General features: G+C 70.0%; 20 protein-coding genes. 12 read left to right on the top strand and 8 right to left on the bottom strand.

The features are described 5' to 3' along the window. The first annotated feature begins 254 nt into the window (after nt 1-254). From GXP76_RS14385 to GXP76_RS14370, 4 genes are read left to right on the top strand one after another with little or no spacing between them, the layout of a single operon-like run. A complete protein-coding gene (locus GXP76_RS14385) occupies nt 255-644 on the top strand; it encodes a roadblock/LC7 domain-containing protein (RefSeq protein ID WP_147878531.1) in 390 nt (129 codons plus the stop codon). 2 nt (nt 645-646) lie between these two features. After that, nucleotides 647-1,021 (top strand): DUF742 domain-containing protein, encoded by a 375-nt coding sequence (locus tag GXP76_RS14380; protein WP_078076724.1) that lies wholly within the window; start codon nt 647-649, stop codon nt 1,019-1,021. Then, nucleotides 1,011-1,661 (top strand): ATP/GTP-binding protein, encoded by a 651-nt coding sequence (locus tag GXP76_RS14375; RefSeq protein ID WP_242571911.1) that lies wholly within the window; start codon nt 1,011-1,013, stop codon nt 1,659-1,661. The genes GXP76_RS14380 and GXP76_RS14375 overlap by 11 nt, the downstream gene beginning before the upstream one ends. Beyond that, nucleotides 1,658-2,239, top strand: a complete 582-nt coding sequence (locus tag GXP76_RS14370) for a GAF domain-containing protein (RefSeq protein WP_242571910.1) — start codon at nt 1,658-1,660, stop codon at nt 2,237-2,239. The genes GXP76_RS14375 and GXP76_RS14370 overlap by 4 nt, the downstream gene beginning before the upstream one ends. Nucleotides 2,240-2,326: 87 nt before the next feature. Here GXP76_RS14370 and GXP76_RS14365 read toward each other — a convergent pair whose 3' ends face one another. After that, nucleotides 2,327-3,532: an acyl-CoA dehydrogenase family protein gene (locus GXP76_RS14365; RefSeq protein ID WP_242571909.1), complete on the bottom strand. Its 1,206-nt coding sequence runs from the start codon at nt 3,530-3,532 to the stop codon at nt 2,327-2,329. Between the two features lie 643 nt (nt 3,533-4,175). Here GXP76_RS14365 and GXP76_RS14360 point away from each other — a divergent pair. Next, the gene (locus GXP76_RS14360) at nt 4,176-4,688 is read left to right on the top strand and encodes a DinB family protein (RefSeq protein ID WP_242571908.1); all 513 of its coding nucleotides are present in this window, start codon (nt 4,176-4,178) and stop codon (nt 4,686-4,688) included. Between the two features lie 48 nt (nt 4,689-4,736). Here GXP76_RS14360 and GXP76_RS14355 read toward each other — a convergent pair whose 3' ends face one another. The 3 genes from GXP76_RS14355 to GXP76_RS14345 form a co-directional block, all read right to left on the bottom strand. Further along, nucleotides 4,737-5,390: a hypothetical protein gene (locus GXP76_RS14355; RefSeq protein WP_242571907.1), complete on the bottom strand. Its 654-nt coding sequence runs from the start codon at nt 5,388-5,390 to the stop codon at nt 4,737-4,739. A gap of 140 nt (nt 5,391-5,530) precedes the next feature. After that, nucleotides 5,531-5,956, bottom strand: coding sequence for a DUF6415 family natural product biosynthesis protein (locus GXP76_RS14350; RefSeq protein WP_242571906.1), 426 nt, complete (start codon nt 5,954-5,956; stop codon nt 5,531-5,533). Beyond that, nucleotides 5,953-6,399 carry an ATP-binding protein gene (locus GXP76_RS14345; RefSeq protein ID WP_242571905.1) on the bottom strand — a complete coding sequence of 149 codons (447 nt, stop codon included), beginning with the start codon at nt 6,397-6,399 and terminating at the stop codon, nt 5,953-5,955. The genes GXP76_RS14350 and GXP76_RS14345 overlap by 4 nt, the downstream gene beginning before the upstream one ends. Before the next feature lie 262 nt (nt 6,400-6,661). Here GXP76_RS14345 and GXP76_RS14340 point away from each other — a divergent pair, with 262 nt between their 5' ends. Both GXP76_RS14340 and GXP76_RS14335 read left to right on the top strand, forming a co-directional pair. Continuing rightward, nucleotides 6,662-7,540, top strand: a complete 879-nt coding sequence (locus GXP76_RS14340; protein WP_242571913.1) for a helix-turn-helix transcriptional regulator — start codon at nt 6,662-6,664, stop codon at nt 7,538-7,540. A 5-nt stretch (nt 7,541-7,545) separates the two neighbouring features. Further along, a complete protein-coding gene (locus tag GXP76_RS14335; protein WP_242571904.1) occupies nt 7,546-7,755 on the top strand; it encodes a DUF397 domain-containing protein in 210 nt (69 codons plus the stop codon). Here GXP76_RS14335 and GXP76_RS14330 read toward each other — a convergent pair. The 3 genes from GXP76_RS14330 to GXP76_RS14320 all read right to left on the bottom strand — a co-directional run bounded on the left by GXP76_RS14330 (nt 7,752) and on the right by GXP76_RS14320 (nt 10,630). Continuing rightward, nucleotides 7,752-9,059, bottom strand: coding sequence for a phytase (locus tag GXP76_RS14330; RefSeq protein WP_242571903.1), 1,308 nt, complete (start codon nt 9,057-9,059; stop codon nt 7,752-7,754). The genes GXP76_RS14335 and GXP76_RS14330 overlap by 4 nt on opposite strands. A 192-nt stretch (nt 9,060-9,251) precedes the next feature. Then, a complete protein-coding gene (locus tag GXP76_RS14325) occupies nt 9,252-9,638 on the bottom strand; it encodes a VOC family protein (protein WP_242571902.1) in 387 nt (128 codons plus the stop codon). A gap of 38 nt (nt 9,639-9,676) precedes the next feature. Continuing rightward, a complete protein-coding gene (locus tag GXP76_RS14320) occupies nt 9,677-10,630 on the bottom strand; it encodes a hypothetical protein (protein ID WP_242571901.1) in 954 nt (317 codons plus the stop codon). A gap of 56 nt (nt 10,631-10,686) precedes the next feature. Here GXP76_RS14320 and GXP76_RS14315 point away from each other — a divergent pair, with 56 nt between their 5' ends. The 5 genes from GXP76_RS14315 (at nt 10,687) to GXP76_RS14295 (ending at nt 17,902) form a co-directional block, all read left to right on the top strand. Then, on the top strand, nt 10,687-11,997 hold the full coding sequence (locus GXP76_RS14315; RefSeq protein ID WP_374361018.1) for a CapA family protein: 1,311 nt from the start codon (nt 10,687-10,689) through the stop codon (nt 11,995-11,997). A gap of 219 nt (nt 11,998-12,216) precedes the next feature. After that, nucleotides 12,217-14,577, top strand: a complete 2,361-nt coding sequence (locus GXP76_RS14310; RefSeq protein ID WP_242571899.1) for a HAMP domain-containing protein — start codon at nt 12,217-12,219, stop codon at nt 14,575-14,577. Between the two features lie 6 nt (nt 14,578-14,583). Then, nucleotides 14,584-16,278, top strand: coding sequence for a poly-gamma-glutamate synthase PgsB (pgsB, locus tag GXP76_RS14305; RefSeq protein WP_242571898.1), 1,695 nt, complete (start codon nt 14,584-14,586; stop codon nt 16,276-16,278). Next, nucleotides 16,275-16,757 carry a poly-gamma-glutamate biosynthesis protein PgsC/CapC gene (locus GXP76_RS14300; RefSeq protein ID WP_078076708.1) on the top strand — a complete coding sequence of 161 codons (483 nt, stop codon included), beginning with the start codon at nt 16,275-16,277 and terminating at the stop codon, nt 16,755-16,757. Before pgsB ends, GXP76_RS14300 begins: the two co-directional genes overlap by 4 nt. Nucleotides 16,758-16,816: 59 nt before the next feature. Beyond that, nucleotides 16,817-17,902, top strand: coding sequence for a C40 family peptidase (locus GXP76_RS14295; protein ID WP_242571897.1), 1,086 nt, complete (start codon nt 16,817-16,819; stop codon nt 17,900-17,902). 75 nt (nt 17,903-17,977) lie between these two features. On the opposite strand, the gene GXP76_RS14290 is transcribed toward GXP76_RS14295, so the two are convergent. After that, nucleotides 17,978-19,801 carry an MFS transporter gene (locus GXP76_RS14290; protein WP_242571896.1) on the bottom strand — a complete coding sequence of 608 codons (1,824 nt, stop codon included), beginning with the start codon at nt 19,799-19,801 and terminating at the stop codon, nt 17,978-17,980. Nucleotides 19,802-19,811: the final 10 nt, after the last annotated feature.

Raw genomic sequence — 19,811 nt, 5'->3', positions numbered from 1 at the left:
CCGGCGGAGCGAGACGTACCGCGGACCGGAGTTCCCGCGGCTCGCCGACGCCGACCGGGAGGTCGTCGCACCGAATCCGGATCTGATGGCTCGTTTCGCCTCAGGCATCAGGCTCGCCAGCTCGGAAGACGGCCCGCAGGGGCCCCCCGACCAGTCGAGCTGACGCTGCCCGCGGCGGTAGCCCAACCACTTACGGAGTCACTCTCTTGCCAAACGAAGGTTTTTCGGCCCAGCAGCCCGATCTGGACTGGTTGATGGCTGATTTCATCAGGCGCGTCCCCGGTACGGAAGGCGCCGTCCTGGCTTCCAGTGACGGAGTGCGCAAGCATTCCTACGGTCTGAGCATCGACTCGGCGGACAAGCTGAGCGCGATCAGCACCGCGTTGTGCTCGCTGGCCGGCGGCGTCCGTGACATCAAGGGTCCCGCCGACGGCAGGGTCAGGCAGGTGGTGGTCGAGCACGACAACGGGCTGCTCTTCGTTTCCATGGCCGGCCCCGGGGCCGTGCTGGGTGTGCTGGCTTCCGACAGCGCCGATCTCGGCGCGGTCGGTTTCGAGATGGGGCAGCTGGTCAAGAGCGTGCCCGAGCACCTGAGTACGCCTCCGCGGCTGCGTCAGTCCTCCGTCGACGACCGGGTGCACTGATCATGGCGGCCTTAGACGGTACCCCCTGGGTGGACGACGACGAGCACGAGATCCGTCCGTACGCCCTGACGGGTGGGCGCACGCGGCCCACGAACGAGATGAGTCTGTCGTCGCTCCTGAAGGCACGGGCCACGGCGCCGGAGGGCTACCTCAGTCCGGAGGCGGCCCACTGTCTCGCGCTCTGCCGCGGCGAGGCACGGTCGGTGGCCGAGGTCGCCGCCACCCTGGGCCAGCCGGTCCAGGTGGCGAAGATCCTGCTCTCCGACCTGCTGGACGAGGGAGCGTTGATCATGGCGATGCCCACGAGAACGGCCGACCCGAAAGATCCGAATCTGCTGGAGGCAGTGCTTGAGGGGCTACGAACCTATGTCGTCTGACGATCCCATCGCCCTGAAGATCGTGGTCGGTGGCGGCTTCGGCGTGGGCAAGACCACCATGATCGGCGCGGTCAGCGAGATCAAGCCGCTCTCGACGGAGGAGACCCTGACCTCCGCGAGCAGCAGGACGGGCACCGACCGGCTGGAGGGCATCGAGAACAAGGCCACCACCACGGTGGCCCTGGACTTCGGCCGGATCACCCTCCAGAAGCAGAACATGGTGCTGCTGCTGTTCGGCACTCCGGGTCAGCAGCGGTTCTGGTTCACCTGGGACGATCTGTCGCTGGGCGCCATCGGGGCCGTCGTCCTGGCCGACACCCGCCGGCTGCTGGACTGCTTCGCCGCCGTCGAGTACTTCGAGAGCCGTGATGTGCCCTTCGTCGTCGCCGTGAACGAGTTCGACGCGGAGGACGCCTACCGCTACAGCTCGGAAGAGGTCCGCGAGGCGCTCGAACTCAGGGCGGACGTACCGGTGTTGCTCTGCGACGCACGCGACCCCGCGTCGGCGAAGCACGTACTGGTCTCCCTCGTCAGTTACGCGCACTCGGTCTCGCTCCGCCGCACGCGGGAGCGGGCCGTCCACACCCCGCCCCCCGCATCACCCCTTCAGCACTCCAGCGATCTGGGAGCCACTTCATGACCTACGACACCGAAGCGGGGCTGCATCTCCCCGCGCCCGACCGGGAATTGGCGCACCGCGAGGCCCGGCTGCGTGAACTGGGCCTCGGGGACATGCCCGACGCCGAGTTCGACGCGTTCGCGACGCAGCTCGCGCAGGCGGCGGGTGCTCCGTACGCGATGGTCAACTTCATCACCGGCCACCAGTTCTTCGCCGGTCTGCACACGCCGTCCGCGGCCCAGTCGGGGCCGGGCGGTCCCGAGGCGGGCGGCAACCCCGAGGTGAGCCGGATCATGTCCCGGGACCACGGCTACTGCCCGGACGTCCTCAACCGCCGCAAGGCGCTGGTGCTTCCGGACGTGTACGCGTATCCGCGGTTCGCCTCGAACGAGGTGGTGGACCTGATCGGTATCCGCACCTACGCCGGCGCCCCGCTCATCGACGAGCGCACGGACACGGTCCTGGGAACGGTCTGCTTCGTGGGTACGGACCCGCGCGGCAAGGAGACGGGCCGCGACACCCTCCAGCTCATCAAGGAGAGCCGCGACCAGTTGATGCGCCTGATCTACCAGCGCACCGGCGGCGGTCCGCGCCAGTAACCGCCGCCGGCCTCGCCGGACGAGCCGCGGTTGGCAGCCCGTCCGGCGAGGCCGGGGTGAGCCGGCGGAGGCCGGCGAGGAACGTGTTCAGCCGACGACAGCGGCCGCTCCCGCACCCGCGTGGGCGGCCAGTCGTCGTGACCAGTCACCCTTCGAGGTGCCCAGCGCCGTCTCCGCCAGCCGCTGGAGCTGGATGTCCGACGTGCCGGCCGGCGCGAAGATGTGGAACGCGTCGCGCGTGTAGCGCTCGATGGGGCGGTCCGTCGAGAGGCCGATGGCCGCGTGGACCTCCATGGCGGCCCGGGCGGAGTCCATCGCCGACTCGACGTTCACCAGCTTGGCGTTCATCAACTCGGCGTCGCACGGCAGCCCTTGATCGAGCAGGTGCACCGCGTGGTACGCCGTCAGCCGCGCCGTCATGAACTGCGACTGCATCTTCCCCAGCTTCTGCTTGATCGTGGGGAGTTCGGACAGCGGGGCGCCGTAGCGCTGGCGAGCCGTCGCGAACGCGACCGTCTCCTCCAGGATCGCCCGGTGGATGCCCAGCGCGACCGCGGTCAGGTTGGCCCGGCCGTAGAGGATGCTCGACGAGTACGCGACGGGCAGCCCGTCGCCCTCGTTGCCGAGCAGATTGGCCGCGGGCACCCGGCAGTTGTCGAAGATCAGCTCGCCGAAGGAGAAGCCGTGCAGGCCCATGGCGGGCCGGTGCGGGGCCAGGGAGAAGCCCGGGCGGTCCGCCTCCACGAGAAACGCGGAGAGGCCCTTGCTGCCCGGTCCTGTGCGCACCACGACACCGTGCAGATCGCCGACGTGCGAGTTGCCGACGAAGACCTTGGCGCCGTTGAGGATGTAGTCGTCACCGTCGCGGTGGGCGGTCGCCTCCATGCCGAGCACGTGGCCGCCGGAACCGGCCTCGGTCACGGCGATGGTCGGCAGACAGCCGCCGGCGGCGATCTCCGGGAGCCAGGTCTTCTTCTGGATGTCGTTGCCGAAGTGGTTGATCTTCGCGACACCGAGCTGCGAGGCCTGCACCATGGCGCCCATGGCGCCGCTGACGCGCGACAGTTCCTCGATGATGATGGTCTTCGCGACGTGGCCGGCGCCCATGCCGCCGTACGCGGGATCGATGGTGACACCCAGCCAGCCCTGCCAGGCGATGAGCTGGGACAGCTCGTGCTGGACGGCTCTGGACGCCTCCATCTCGGGTATTCGGGGTCGGACCTCGGCCTCCGCGAACGCCCGGACCTGCGCCCTGAGACGTTCATGGAACTCCGTAGTGAAATAGCCACTCATGCGCCTGTACAGCCCTCTCGAATGAGACATCTGTCAACTGTCAACATGGTCAGAACTGATCGGTGCTCTCAGATCGGCCAGCGGAACCGGAACTCGCCCTACCGGTGGCAGGCGCCCTTACACAGTGCCGATTTCCCGCTCTCGTTGCAGCACCGGACAGGGGTCGTTTGTGGGTCGTTTGCTGTGATGACTACACCCCGTGTCCGTCTGACTCAGTGTCAATCCGGCCTTTCTCACGTTTTGGCCGACATGACACGGCACCCCATCCGAACGGCAAACGATCCCCGCGCGAGCCGGGAACGATCACGTTCGACAGCATGAAAGTCGCCAAGGGACGTTTGCGGGCTATTCGGACACGGTTCGGGCACTCTGCGGTCACGTACGAGCACCGTGAGAGACGGCCGCGATCAGGTCGTCCTCGGCGAATCGCACGGCGACCGAGTACCCGTTCCGCGCACCGTGCACGTGTCGCCCGTCGGGGGACTCATGAGTCTCAAAACCGTGGTGCCGGAGATATCCGGCCACCGGGACGGGCATCGGCATCAGGGGCGGGACCTCTCGGGCTCGTCGGGTGGAACGGCAAGCGTAGGGGCACCGGAAAACGCGGTGCGACGCCGGTGGGGGTCCGGTACGTTGCCCGCCCATGACCACCTCGCCCGTGCGCCCCGACTTCACCGCCGACGAACGCACCCAACTGCTCGGCTGGCTCGACATGCAGCGACGGATCGTGCACTGGAAGTGCGAGGGGCTGTCGGAGGAGGCGGCCCACCGCACCGTGCTGTCGACCTCGCCCTTCATGACCGTGACGGGTCTCGTCTCCCACCTGCGCTGGGTCGAGCACTGCTGGTTCGAGGTCCTGTTCCTGAACCACCCCGCCACGGGCCCGCACTTCGACGACGGGCCGCAGGACGCGGACATGATGACCGAGGGCATCCCGCTGGCCCAACTCCTCGCCGAGTACGAGGAGCAGTGCGCGGTGTCGAACGCGATCGTCGCGGAGGCGTCGCTGGACGACGTGGGCCGCAACAAGGACTTCCGGTCGGGGGCGGCGAGCCTGCGCTGGATGCTGCTCCACATGATCGAGGAGACCGCGAGGCACGCGGGGCACCTGGACATCGTGCGGGAGCTGGTGGACGGGGAGAAGGGCTACTACTGACAGGACGGGGCCGCCGCGGGACTGAACCGCGGGCCGGCCCGTCGCGGGTCAGCCCGCCGCGCCGTCGAGCAGCCAGTTGTAGCGCAGCCGCAGCGCCCGCTCCATGGCGGCCGTCACACTGGCGGCCGTGACCGTGATGTTGAGCCACAGCGGCAGACGGACGGGCGAGTCGAAGGTCCCGATGTGCTCGGCGACCGGGGGCACCTCGGTGAGCGGCTGGACGAGCTGCGGTATGAGAAGAAGCAGCGCGCCCGCCAGCACGAGGGCCGAGACGAAGCCGATCCAGCGGCTCAGCACGGGGTGCGAGCGGTCGAGCCGCGCGCGGCGCCCTTCGGCGGAGGCCGGGTCCGGGACGAGTTGGTACGCGGCCCCCTCGGCGGTGACGTAGTGGCAGCGCTTGAGCCCGAACGCGCTGGCCCGCACTTCGACGGTGCCGCCGGGGACGGGGAGGACCGCCGGGAGTTTCGACCTGGCGTGGTGCCTGCCGTCGAGGTACAGATCGGCCTCGACCTCGCCGGACTCCTTGTTCCCCCACTGTCTGACGTCGACGGCGTAGACCGTCTGCCGGCCGTCGCCGTGCGGCAGACGGAGGTAGAACAGTGAGCGGCCGATCAACTGCCACCACCGGAAGCGCTTCAGCGGGCGCCCGTCACCGGGCTTGACCCGGCGTACGGCCAGACGGTGCCGAAAGCTGTTGAACATGCCCCCACTCCCCTGAGTACGTGCGAGTACCGCGACCTGACCTCAAGTCTTCTTCCGGCGCCGCCGGGCGGGCAGTGACAGACGTCATCACTTGGACATGACGGATCAGCAACCGCACCAGGCCTGGGCCTTGGCCGTACTCACCGGTCCCGTTCCCCCGCGGCATGGAGGTCGGCGAACGAACGGGTGGTCCCGGCCAGCGCGCGCATCAGTTCGTACGCGTGCAGGGGCGGGGTGTCCGCGTCGAAGGTGTCGCAGAGTGCGAGCAGCCGGTAGGCGTCCCTGTGCAGGGCGAGTGTGGCGGGGACGGCGGTGTCCCCGTCGTACTCCGTCAGCAGGAGTTGCAGATGGCCGCGCAGCTTGAGCGTGGTGATGTCCACCCAGGCGCGCTCTGGCGGGAGTTGGGCGCCCAGGGCCTCGGTGACGGTGCGGGAGATGGTCGCGAAGTCGATGGGGTGGTCACGGTTGAGTGCGTCGAGGAGCCGGCGGAGCGTGTCCGGGTCGTGGGTGAACCTCGGCGCCTGGTGAGGCCAATGGGCGCCGGGCGTGCGGCGGTCGGGCGTCATGGCGCCTCCCCGGTGGCGACCGTGCACCACGTACGGGTGCCGTGTCGGCCCCAGGCGCGTGCGAGCGCGTCCACGAGGAACATGCCCCGACCGGTCTCGTCGTCGCTCTCCGGGCTGCGCACCTTGATCCGCGCGGGGTGCCCGTCGTCCACCTCGATCAGCACGTCGTCGCGCCCGCTCCGGTCGTAGGAGACCGAGAACCGCACGCGGTCGGTGTGCCCGTGCACGACGGCGTTGGTGACGATCTCGCTGACGAGCAGCTGCACGGTCTCGACCACGTCCTGCCCGATGCCGCCCTCGGCGAGGAGCGAGCCCGCGATGTGGCGCAGGTGCGCGACGCGGCGGGTGTGAGGGCGGAAGGAGATGTCCAGGCGGACGGCGTCGTCCTGTATGTCGACTGCGGTGGGTGGGGCGGGAGTTGCGCTGCGCGTCGTGGGAGGCATGGGAGTCCTTGTCGTCGAATCTCCATGCTCACGCAATGAGTTGAATCGACTGCGGTGCGTGAGCTGCGCGTATAGCCTCGCATCAGACCGGGCTCTACCGGGACTGTTCTGACGGGATTCTGCGAGCAAGTTTCTTCGCGAATTCCCTTGCCTGTCAGGGGCGTTCGCGCCAAGACTCGGCGGCTCCCGCTCAGACGCAGAACGTTCTTGTGAAGGCCGAACCAACACCGACACACTGGGCAGCACACAGATGGGACAGCAGATGATCACGGACATCGAGTCGGCAACGCCCGCTCTGTGCCGTCTCCAACTCGGGAGCGAGCTCCGCGAACTGCGGCAAAATGCCGGACTGACGTCGCGTCAGGTAACGAGGAAGCTGCTCTGGAGCCCGTCGAAGCTGACCCGCCTGGAGACGGGTGAGAATGCGTCCGTCGAGACGGCCGATGTCATGGCGCTCTGCCAGATCTACACGGCAGAACCGGAGACGACCGAGGTGCTGAAGGGCTATGCGGCAGTCACCAAGACCCGGCGGGACTGGTGGCAGTCACCACAGTACCGACCGGTGATCAGCCCAGGATTCAAAGCCCACCTGGGACTGGAGGCCACTGCCTCGGCCGTGCAGAACTACGAAGCCGAGTACGTCCCCGGTCTGCTCCAGACCGAGGACTACGTCCGCGTAATCCACCAGCACGCCCACCAGGGGCTCAGCACGGAGGAGATCGATCGACTCGTTGAGGTGCGAATGACACGGCAAAAGGTCCTGCGTCGGACTCCACCGCTCAAACTCACGGCGATCATCAACGAGTCCGTGCTGCACCGACGAGTCGGAGGCCCGGAGATCATGCGCGCTCAACTCGCGCACATCGTTGAGGCCGCCGCAGCGCCCAACGTCCGGGTCCAGGTAGTGCCGTTCAAGCTGGGAAGGCACCCGGGTATGAACGGGGCGTTTACGATCTTCCAGTTCCGTGACCGGGTCGCGCTCAAGCCGATCATCTACTTTGAGAACTTGGCCGACGGCTGGGTGAGCCGACGTGAGGCGGACGTGGAGCGCCACGAGGAAGTCTTTACCGACCTACAAGCCATGGCTCCGGGACCGCAGGAGTCCTTGAGCATGATCAAGAACGCGATGAAGGAGCATTGATACCGATGACCACCACGGCTGACACGCTCGCCAACGCCAGCTGGTTCAAGTCGAGCTACAGCAACGACCAGGGCGGAGCCTGCGTCGAAGGCGCCCAACTCCCCGGCGGAGCCATGGCCGTACGCGATTCCAAGAACCCCCACGGCCCCGCCTTCATCCTCACCGGCGCCGCCTGGACCGCCTTTGTCGGCGCTCTCGTCGGCGGCGAGTTCTAGCGTCGGTCGTCCAGTGCTTCGAGCACGGGCTTGAGGTCCACGAACTTGAAGTTCGTGGCGTCCCGGTCCGGCTCGCCCGGCTTGTCGTCGCCGTCCTGGACCACCAGCAGGCCGTTCGGGTACTTCGCGCCCAGCGGCTTGTTGAGGACGGCGGCGCCGTCGCTCTCCTCGGTGCCGTCGAGGGTTTCGGAGGCGGCCGTCACCCTGAAGCCGCCTTCGTACCCGTCGCCGCGCCCCCACGCGTACGCCGCGAAGCTGTTGTCGCCCTGGCTTGAGGCGAGCAGGTAGCCTTCACCGCCCTTCCGGTGGAGCAGGGTCAGTCCCTCGACGTCGGCCGACAGGTGCGTGCCGCCGTAGCCGGGGTCCTTGCCGGGGACGCACTCCTCGGTCTCCTCGTCGTACGTGCCGGGCACCCCGTACTCGCGGACCTTGTCGATCAGCTTCGGCTTGCCCTTGAGGTCGGCGCCCAGACGCCAGATGCCGACGTTCTCCTGACCCGCGTAGAGCGTGCCGCTCTCGGGGTCCACCACCATGCCCTCGACCTGGGGCAGTTCGCCCGGCTCACCGCACGGGGTCCAGGTCCCGCCCTTCGGCAGCTTGAACTCGGACGGCAGCTTCAGCGTGCGCACCGTCCGGTAGGAGACCGTGCCGTCAGCCTTCGCGGTCAGCTCCAGCAGACGCAGGGCCGTGCGCTCACGCTGGCTGACCACCGCGTACGCGCGACCGTTGGACGGGTCGGTCCAGGTGGCGAGGCCGTACGCGGTGCGCTGCTCGTTGATCTCCTCCTGCGAGGAGGAGAAGATCGCCGGCGCGGAGGGGTCGGTGACGTCGGTGAGCGGGGCGTCGGCGTTGCCACCGTCGACGCGGTAGATCCGCAGCCGGTCGCTGCCGCGGTCGCTGGTGACGGCCAGGTCGCTCCTGCGGGGACCGACCTTCATGCCGTGCACGAGGTCGACGTTGTTGAACCGGCCGGGGGCGTCGTCCGGGCCGGGGGCTTCGGGCGCCGCCACCGCCTGCACTTCCCGGGCGTCGAGGTCGTAGACGCGCAGGCCGCCCTCCTTGAGCGTGGCGACGACGAGGCTGCGGGCCGGGTCGGCGGGGTTGCGCCAGATCGCCGGGTCGTCGGCGTCCGCGTTGCCGCCCGCCTCGTCGTCGTACACGGCGGGGGTCTCCGCGGTCGGCCGCACGCCGGGCAGTTCACCGACCGCGACGGCCGACTGGGGCATGGCTGTGGCGAGCACGGCGAGTGCGGTGAACAGCGTGAGGCGGCCGACGGTGGTGCGCGGTCGGTGGGTCTGAGGCATGAGGGTGATCACTCTCGTGTCGCGAACATGGCGAACCCACCATGGGACCGTCCCGTGAAGGTCTTAGCCGGAGTGACGGGACGGTCTGCTGTCCCGGACATGAACAGCGGGTGCGGTCCACCTGCGGGGCGTGCGCCGTCCTGTGACGGAGCGCGCCGAGGCCGCCACCGCACGCGTTCTGGTGCGTCCCCCTCAGTGCCCGGCAGCCGCCGCCCGTTCCCCCTTGCTCCGTTCGACGCAGAACTCGTTGCCCTCGATGTCCGCCAGCGTCGCCCAGCCGAGGCCGTCCGGGCGGCGGTGGTCCGACACCAGGGTGGCGCCCAGGGACAGGAGGCGTTCGATCTCCTCCTCGCGGGTGACGTCCTGGGGTTCGAGGTCCACGTGGACGCGGTTCTTCGCCGACTTGCCCTCCGGGACCTGCACGAAGAGCAGCGTGATGCCGTCGGCGGCCACCAGTGCCTCGTCGTCGCCGGGTTCGTCCTCGTCGGACACCTTGGCGCCGAGCACTTCCGCCCAGAAGGTGCCGAGGCGGTAGGCGTCGGCGCAGTCGATGGTCACGTGTCGTACGCGAGAAGTCATGGCGGTCACTGTGCATCAGGGGGCGGGCCGCGCGCAGGTCAATTTCCGGTGCGTGCGCCCCACTCGCGGACCGCCGCCGCCATCGCCGCGACCGCGCGGGCCGAGCGTGCCGTGTCGCCCCGTACGGCCCGGCTCACCTCGATGTGCAGGAACGGCACGCCCTCGGCCGCGGCGAGCTTCCCCTGGGTGTTGTTGCGGCCCTCCAGCGGGCACTTCTCCTCCCAGGCCCGGCAGACCTCGAACCCGTCGCCGGCCAGGGCGCCCGCGAGTGTGCGTGCCTGCGGGAGGGCGCGGTCGCCCGCGCCGGTGGAGACCACGACGTCGCGGCCGGGCACGCTGCTGTCGGCGTAGCCGTGCACCTGGATGCCGGGGAACCCGCGGTCGACGAGTTCGGCGGCGACCGCGTGGAAGACGGTGTCCTGGCGGTGGGCGACATCGGCCGCGTTTCCCTCGCCCGCCCGGCGGTGGGCGCCGGCGATGACCAGGACCCCGCCGGGCGCGCCGCGCAGCACGCCCGCGCCGAGCCGGTCGGTGTACGCGTCGGCGACCGGGTGCGGGACCTGGACGCTGTAGCGGGGAGCGGTGTCGAGGTCGACGTACACCCGTCCCCAGCCGCGCCGGGTCTCGTCCGTACGGTCGGCGATCTCCGCGTACCGGCGGCCGGGTCCGTCCCCGTCGCGCGGTGTGTCCCGCACGGTCCGTACGCCGAAGCCGACCTCGACCAGTCGGCGCGCGGCGCGCTCGTGCTCGCCGTCCAGGTACAGCGCGACGCCCTCGGCCAGGGTCTCGCGTTCGGTGCGGCCGGGCGGCCGGTAGTGGGCGTCGGCGACGACGTCGGTGGCGTACGAGGCGAGCCGTTGCTCCAGGCCGGGCGCGGCCTCGGTGGGGCCGGGGTGGGGCGGCCGGGTATCGGTGCGGGGGCTGTCGAGCGCTGGGACGACCACGGCGGCAGCCGCCACAAGGAGCACGACGAGCAGGGCTTTTTGGGCCACTTTTGTCGTTACCGTTACCTTTTTGGTCGGATCAGGGCTCATATTGCAGTGAAAATATCAGGGTGAGACCACACAGACACTCCTCCAACCGGGGCCCCCGCCTGCTCCGGAGCACCGCCGCGCTCGTGATCGCGCTTCTCGCGACGACCGCCGCGGGCTGTTCACTCGCCGGCGGCGACAGCGACGACGCGGCGCCCAAGGGCGATCCCGCGTTCACCGTCGCCGCCGCGGGCGACATCCTCATCCACCCGCAGCTCACCGAGCAGGCGTACCGGGACGCGGGTGTCACCCAGGTCCCCGAGGCGGTCGGCAAGAAGGTCGGCGCCGATGTCCCGGACCCGGACTTCGGCAAGATCATGGCCGGGGTGAAGCCCGTCATCAGCAAGGCCGATCTGGCCATCTGTCACTTCGAGCCGGTGGTCGCCGGGCCGAAGGGCCCCTTCCGCAGCTTCCCCGACTTCCTGGTGCCGCCGCAGATCACCACCGCGATCAAGAAGACGGGGTACGACACCTGCTCGACCGCGTCCAACCACACGCTGGACGACGGCCCCAAGGGCGTCACCCGCACCCTGGACGCCCTGGACGCGGCCGGGCTGAAGCACACCGGTTCCGCGCGCAGCGCCGCCGAGGGCGCGAAGCCGCTGATCGTGGACGTCAAGGGCGTACGGGTGGCGCAGCTGTCGTACGCCTTCGGGTTCAACGGCCGCGAGATACCGGCCGACAAGCCCTGGCTCGCCAACGAGAACTCGTTCGACGCCATCGCCGCCGCCGAGAAGGCCGCCCGCGAGGCGGGCGCGGAGGCGGTGATCCTCAGCATCCACTGGGGACGCGAGCACCATCCCGACCCCAGCGCCTCGCAGCTCAAACTGGGCCGGCGGATCGCGAAGGAGACCGGGATCGACCTGGTCATCGGCCACCACGCGCATGTGGTGCAGCCGATGGAGAAGGTGGACGGCACCTGGATCGCGTACGGCCTCGGGAACCAGCTCGCCCGGCACGACGTGCCGTCAGGGCTGACCGAGGAAGGCGCCATAGGCTGGTTCGAGTTCCGGAAGAAGTCCGGCGGCGGCTGGGACGTGCAGGCACGGTACGCACCGACCTTCGTCACCATTCCGCCGGAGGAGGGCGAGGAGAGCGGCACGGACGGCGCGGGCGTCGAGCAGTCCACCGAGGGCGGTGCGGGCACCAAGGGCGCGGCCAAGGACCACCGGCTGCTGGACATCGCGGGCGCGCTGCGCGCGGACAAGGATCTGTCGGCCGAGGAGCGCGCCCAGTACCGGCTCGCCTTCGAACGCACCCGGGGCACGATGCTCAACCGGGGTGCCTCGAAGGACGGTCTGCGTCCGCTGAGCGAGCTGCCCGACTGAGCGAGCCCCGAGCGGTGCGCCCGATTGGGCGGAAACCGTGACGACTCGCGCGCGTTGACGGAATCACTCAGTCCAAACGTCGCGTAGATCACACCCGTAACTCTTCGTGCAACCTTCCCCAAGGCCTGCGAGTCGGACCCTTCCGGCTGGGGCTGTTTTCCGCGCGCCCGCACGCACGCACAGCGCCCGCCGATCACGAACATCCGAAAGGGAACGCTCATGGCCGCTTCGCCCGCGAAGCGACGGCACAAGGTCCGCAGGCGGGCCGACATGTCCCTCCTGGGCGGCATCCGCCCACCCATCGCGATCCTGTCCGCGCTGCTGCTCAGCCTCGCCGGAATCACCGCCCTCGGCTTCGGCCGCGCGGGTGAGGAGTCCGTACCGAAGGCCGTCATGACCTCGCAGCAGCACTTCGCCGAGGACGGCGCGGTGGCGATGCGCGCCTCCATCGACGAGAGCGCCGCGGACCTGGCGAGAACCGCGGGACTGTTCAACGCGGGGGACCCGGCCCAGCCGGACGCCGTGGTCGACAAGATCGGCAGCGTCTACCAGAAGTGGGTGGGCACCGCGGTCGTCGAGATCTCCTCGGGCAAGATGCTCGCGGCCCGCGGCGAGAACGTTCCCGTCACCGCGATCGACACCTCCAAGCTCTCCGAGAAGGACGGTCTCAGCCCCCGTATGGTGCGCCTCGCCAACGGCGAGACCCGGCTGCTCTCCCTCCAGCTCCTGTCCTGGGAAGGGCAGCCCCAGCAACTGCTCATCGCCTCCAGCAGTCTGCGCTTCCCCGGTATAAGCCTCGGCAAGTTCCGCTCCATCGCCGTCATCGACAGCACCGGGCGCATCCTCAGCAGTGACGGCATCCCGGAGAGCGAGCAGGTCCTCACCGAGGACCAGCGCACCGGCGTCGAGCGGTCCAAGAAGCAGCTGAAGGCGTTCGCCAAGGTCGCGGCCAAGCGTGCGGAGGAGCACCCTCTCAAGGCCAATGTGCCGGGCGAGGGCGGTTACCTGGGCGTCAGCGGCAGTCTGCGCGGCGGCACCTTCCAGGGTGACCGCGCCATCGCCGGTTACGCGGCCCTCACCGGTCCGGAGCCCGGCAAGGGCACCGTCGCCACCTCGCTCGGACTGACCGTCGTCGCCATGGTGGACGTGGCCGAGGACCCGACACGGGTGACCGACCCGCTGTTCGGGCTGCTCGCCGCCGGCGCGCTGCTGCTGATCGGCGCACTCGCCGTCGGTGTCCTGCTCGGTACGGTCCAGCGGCCGCTGCTGCGGCTGTTCCTGGAGAGCCGCCGGCTCACCCGGGGCGATCTGACCCGGCCCGTCCGGGTGCCCCGCCACGGCGAGGCCGCCCGGATCGGGCAGGCGCTGGAGCGGCTGCGCCGCCAGCTCCTCGGTGAGCGTTCCGAAGCGGACACGGCCGGGGCGGGGCGCCGGGGCCGGATCGGCGCCCGCGCCCTGCTCGTCGTCTGCGGCGTCCTGCTGCTCGTCTGGTCCGGCCCGATGCTGCTCCTGGTCAACCGGGCCGACGCCACCGCCGTCGTACCGGAACAGGTCACCAACGACCAGCGCGAGCGCACCGACACGCTCTCCGACCGGGTGCGGCGCTCGCTCAACGAGGGCCACGCGGACCTGGTGTCCGTCGCCGGTCTGCTGGGCGCGCGCACCTCGCCCGAGGACATGACGAAGGTGCTGGACCGCACCCGTAACGAGCACGGGCGCTACCGCTCGCTGTACGTACGCGCGGCCGACGGCACGATCCTGGCCCGCTCCGGCGAGTCCCCCCGGCTGCCCGACGCGCCGAAGGACGGCGGCAAGGACGGCGGGAAGGACGGCAGGCCGTTCGCCGACGACATCGCCGTCCTCAACGACTCCGGTACGGAACCCGTCATCGCGAGCTACGCCGAGCTGTCCGGACGCGACGGCAGCACCGTCGTCGGCGAGTTCCGGATCGACTTCATCAACTCGCTCCTCAAGCGGCCGGGGCTCGGCGAGATCCGTGTCGTCGACGCCGAGAGGCGTGTCCTCGGCGGCAATTCCGGCTATCTGGCCTTCGAGGGCCTGCCCTCGGCACGGCTGGACGAACTGGCCGCCGGCACCGGTCAGAAGACCGGCATGAGCGCACGCGCCGGGGCCGTCGTCTACCGCGACGGAAGCGGCGTGCAGGTCGCGGGCGCGGCCCCGTTCGTCGGCGGCGGGGCGGCCAAGTCGCTCAACTGGATGGTCGTCAGCTGGCAGCCGGCCGCCGGGCTCGCGATCCCCGAGTACAGCCTCCAGAACCGCACCGTCCTGGCCGGTCTGCTCGGCATCACCGCCGCGGCCGCGTGCCTCGGGTGGCTGCACATCGTCGTCGTCCGGCCGCTGCGCGAAGTCGCGAAACAGGCCGAGTCGCTGGCGGGCGGCGACCGCCGCACCGTGCTCTACCCGCGCCACCACGACGAGGTCGGCGCCATCGCTCGCTCGCTGGAACTGCTGCGCCAGCAGGTGCTCGAACAGCGCAAGCGGGACGGTGCGGCGGCGACGGCGGCCCCGGCCCCCGTCCCCCCGCAGGCACCAGCCCAGGCACCCGCCGGAAGGAACTGACCGCCCGTGCTCTTCCTCTACACCGTACTGATGGTGTGCTGCGCGTTCCTGCTGGTCGCGGGCGTCGTCGAGCAGCGCCGCCACTTCACCAACCTGAACCGCATCCCCACCCGCGTGCTGGTCAACGGCATCCGCGGCAAGTCCTCCATCACCCGGCTCTGCGCGGGCGCGCTGCGCGGCGGCGATCTGATCACCGTCGCGAAGACCACCGGCACGGCCGCCCGCTTCATCCACCCGGACGCCACCGAGGAGCCGGTCTACCGGAAGTTCGGCATCGCCAACGTGGTGGAGCAGATCGGGATCGTACGGCGCGCCGCGTCGTACAACCCCGACGCGCTGGTCATCGAGTGCATGGCCGTCATGCCGGCGCTCCAGGAGATCAACCAGTCCAAGCTGATCCGCTCCACGATCGGCGTGCTGTGCAACGTGCGTGAGGACCATCTGGCCGAGATGGGGCCGACGCTGGACGACGTGGCGCGCTCGCTGTCGCGCTCGATGCCGGAGGACGGCATCTGCGTCACGGCGGAGAAGGATCGTTTCGACATCCTTCAGGAGGAAGCGGACGCGCGGAACTGCCAGTTGATCTACGCGGATCCGGAGACGGTCAGCGACGAGGAGCTGCGCGGCTTCAGCTGGTTCACCTTCAAGGAGAACGTGGCCATCGCGCTGAAGGTCGCCGAACTGCTGGGCGTGGAGCGCGAGACGGCGCTCCAGGGCATGTACGACGCGCCGCCGGACCCGGGAGTCCTGTCGGTCGAGCGCTACCTCACTCCGGACGGCAAGCGGCTGCGGTTCGCGAACGTCTTCGCGGCGAACGACCCCGAGTCGACGCTGATGAACATCAACCAGCTCCTGGACCTGGGCGCGATCCACCGTCCGCTGAACGTGGTCATCAACTGCCGTCCCGACCGCGTCGAGCGCAACGGCCAGATGGGCGAGATCGTCCCCGACCTCCAGCCGGACCAGGTCTTCGTCATCGGCCACCCGGCCAAGAGCGCGATCGACGCGATCCCGGCCGAGTGGCGCTCGCGCGCGGTGGACCTGGGCGGTGACAAGCGCGATCCGGAGGAGTTCATGCGGGAGTTGCTGTCGCGGCTCGGGCCGGACACGTCGCTGGTCGCGATCGGCAACATCCACGGGCAGGGCGAGCTGCTGCTGGAGCAGCTGGCCGAGCTGCCGGCGGACGAGACGCCGGACCCGGAGACGGACGCGCGGACGGACGCACGGACGGACGCGGTCCCGGCCGCCTCGACTCCCGCCCCGGCTCCCGCATCGACGGCGCTCGCGGTGCCCGACCCGGCCGGTGACCCGGCGGAGACGGCGGCGCTCCCGGTGGCCGTACCGGACCAGGCGCCCCGGCGGGCGATCGAACCGGCCGCCGAACTGGTGGCCCGGCTGAGGGCCCAGCCGCCCGCGCAGACGGCCCCGATCCCGCCGCCCGCCCCGTACCCGCGCCACGAGGAGACGCTGACGCTCCACCGCTACTCACCGCACATCGACCCGTTCCAGCCGTACTCCGAGGCGTACGAGCAGCGCTATCAGCACCAGCAGCCCGCCCGTCCCCGCGGCCCCTTCGAGCCCGTACGGATGCCGGACAGCGCCGCGGCCGAACCCGCTGCCCCGACTGAGCCCGACCCCGAACAGCAGTCCCGGTACGGCCGCACCCCGCGCCCCCCGCAGAGCCCTGGAGAACCCCGTTGATCCCCGCAGTTCTCACGCCCGAGATCGCCGCCATAGGTATCGGCCTGGGCCTGATGTTCTCCCTGATCTGCTACCTGACGACCAATCTCTCCCCCGGTGGCATGATCACCCCCGGCTGGCTGGCCCTGACCCTCGTCGAGGACCTCCAGCGCGCCGCCATGGTCGTCGGCGTGACCGTGCTGACGTACGTGACCACGCTTCTCGTCCAGCGCTTCGTGATCCTCTACGGCAAGCGGCTGTTCTCCGCGGTCGTGCTCATCGGCGTGCTCCTCCAGGCGACGGTGATGCTCGTGCTGTCGCTGGAGTTCCCCCTGCTGTACGCGAACCAGACGCTCGGCTTCATCGTGCCGGGCCTGATCGCGTACCAGCTCGTCCGCCAGCCGAAGGGGGCGACCATACTCGCCACCGGCACGGTCACGCTCATGGCGTACGTCGTCCTCACCGCCGGCATCCTGCTCGGCGCCCTGCCCACCACGTGACCGGCCGCACCGGCGCCCACGTGACCGCGATACCCGGACCCCGACGGAGCTGACCTCTCATGAGTGCCAAGTCCAAGAAGCGTGGTGGCCGCCGTGTCCTGCACGCGGCGACCGTCATCGCGCTGCTCGCCGGCAGCGCGTACCTCACCGTCGAACTCCGCAAGGACGAGCAGGCGAAGGCGCCCGCCGTGCAGGCGATCACCGACACCCCCGACCTGACGTCCGCGGGGGACGCGGAGTCCGGCGAGCAGAAGTGGGAGCGGCTGAAGAACCCCGCCCGCTCCGTACTGCGCTCCGGGAGCGGGGCCGTGCTGGCCACCTTCACCGACGGCGCGCGCACCGCGACGCTGACCGGGCCGAGCCGTACGTTCTCCGAGCCGACGAGCACCAAGTCACGGGTGGTGACGGAGAACTGGGTGCGGCTGATGCCCGAGCCGTGGATCAAGGACGGGCAGAAGGAGAAGTGGTTCAAGGACTGGTTCGAGGAGTTCTTCGGCAGCGAGGAGGACGACCTGTTCGCGTACTCCTTCCAGTACGTCGAGGGTGCCCCGGTCAAGGAGGACGGCGAGGGCACCCCGTACGCGGGGGACGCCGACTTCGGCCCGATAAACCCCGAGGGCAGCGAGGGCGCGGACTACCGGCTCGAACAGTCGGACTTCTACGACTATCTGGGCATCCCGTACACCTTCCGCGACGGCACCACCATCCAGCCGGAGCAGATGCGCTACCGCTCCATAGACTGCTCCGGCTTCATCAGGACGGTCTTCGGCTACCGCGGCCGCTTCCCGCTGATGGCCGACGACAAGAGCGGTGACGGTCTGCCGCGCACGGCGAACGGGATGGCCCGCTCGAACGCCGGCACGGACATAATCAAGCTGACCGGGGACTCGCCGCCGTACGAGCGGCCGAAGTCGATCAGCGTCCTCCAGCCGGGCGACCTGGTCTTCTTCAAGCTCGACGCGCGGACCAAGGAACGGCTGGACCACGTCGGGATGTACATGGGCGTCGACACGGACGGCCACCAGATCTTCGTCTCCAGCCGCGAAGAGGTCAACGGCCCGACGATCGGCGACAAGGGCGGTACGTCGCGGCTGGACGGCAACGGCTACTACGCGAAGACGCTGCGCAGCGCGAAGCGGCTCTGAGGAGCCGGTGAGGGAACCAAACGGCCGCCGCCCGGCTCATGGCGGGGCGGCGGCCGTCCGGTCCGTCGGCCCCCGTCAGCCCTCGTCGCGCAGTTCCTCCGGGCAGGGCGTGCCCGGGCGCAGTTGGTACGGGGCCGCGATGCGGTACGTCCCCGGGCGCGGGGCCAGCAGCTCCGTCCACTCGTCGCCGTCGGTGTTCTTCTCCGCCCGGAACACACAGCCGTGGGGGTTGGTGAACTTCTTGGGACCGTCCGTGTCCGCCTTGGACGCGGGCGTCTCCTCCGGGCGCTCCAGGCTCTCGCCCTTCTCGTCGACGACGGCGAGCCAGCGCGAGTACGGGATACGGATCAGCACCTTCCCGGCGGTCTTCACCTCTATCGTCAGCTCGTCGGCCGAGGCCCGCCGCACGACCGCCGGCGGGTCGGCCAGCGGCATCGGGTCCTGGACCTCGTAGAGCTGCCAGTTGGCGTCGCCCCACAGGTGGTTCAGATAGGGCAGGCCACGCTCCACCAGCTCCGCCTCCAGGCCCGCGCCGTTGTCCGGCCTGCCCTTGGGCAGGACCACGTAGGCCACGGCCCAGCGGTCGAGCCAGGCGCGGTAGCTGTCGTCGGTGAGGCTGTCGTCGTAGAAGAGCGGGTTGCGCTCCATGTCGGCCTGGCGGTTCCAGCCGCGGGCCAGATTGACGTACGGCGCGAGCGCCGACGCCTCGCGGTGGCTGCTGGCCGGGACGACCTCCACCCGGCCGCGCTCGGCGCCGACCTCCTGCAACTCGTTGACCAGCGGGGCCAGTTCACGGGTCCAGGACGCGGTGGGCGCGGTGCGGATGATGTCGTCGACGCCCTTGAACCCGATCCAGAAGTTGAAGGAGACGAACGCCAGCACGAGCGCGTACCACTTGCGTGAGCGCGGCGCCGCGTACGGCAGCGCGGCGAGCAGCACCACACCGCCGACGATCATAGCGAGCCGCGACACGTTGGAGCCGATCTGCGAATCGATCCCCCAGGTCAGCAGGACCCCGATGCCGTAGACGGCGGCGGCGGTGCGGACCGTGTGCCAGTCGCGGGGCACGAGGAAGAAGGCGACGACGGCGAAGATGAAGGGCAGCGACGCCGTCCCGAGCGACATCGGCTGGGTGCCGGAGAACGGGAACAGCCAGGCGGAGAGCGCGACGACGGCGACCGGGGCGAGCCCGACCGCGTACGCCCCCGGACGCCGCTTGTTCAGGAAGAGCGCGGCGGCCACGACCCCGAGGAACAGCCCCGCCACCGGGCTGGAGGCGGTCGCGAGACCGGCGAGCGGCGCGGCGACCACGCCCTTGGCCCAACGCTTGTAGCGCCAGCGGTGCGGCCAGCAGAAGACGGCGGCGACGGCGCCGAGCGCGAACATCGTGCCGAGGCCGAACGTCACACGGCCGGAGAGCGCGTTGCAGAGGAAGGCGAAGACCCCGGCGAACGAGCACGCCAGGGGATTCCGGACGGCCTTGACTCGGTAGAGGATCAGCGAGGTCAGGGCGGCCGAGACGGTCCCGACGATCATCATCGTCGTCCGCACGCCGAGCAGCGACATCAGATACGGCGAGACGACGCTGTAGGAGACGGGGTGCATCCCGCCGTACCAGGCGAGGTTGTACGCGGAGTCCGGGTGGCGGCCGACGAACTCGGCCCAGGCGTCCTGCGCGGCGATGTCACCGCCGCTGTTCGCGATGAAGAAGAACCAGATCAGGTGCACGATCCCGGCGACCGTGCCGGTGAGCAGGACGGGGTGGCGCAGTACGCGGCTGCGCAGGTCCTTGGCGGGCTCGGGGGCCCCGGCGGTCCCCGCGGCGCCTGCCGCTCCGCCTCCCGCTACGGCGGGCCCGGTGGTACTGCCGTCTGCGCGCGTCGGCTCAGCGGTGGTCACTGCGACTCTC

The sequence above is a fragment of the Streptomyces sp. NP-1717 genome, assembly GCF_022695985.1.
Classification (GTDB): domain Bacteria; phylum Actinomycetota; class Actinomycetes; order Streptomycetales; family Streptomycetaceae; genus Streptomyces.
Note: the sequence above shows the minus strand (reverse complement) of the source record. Positions and strands in the feature narration are given on the sequence as shown.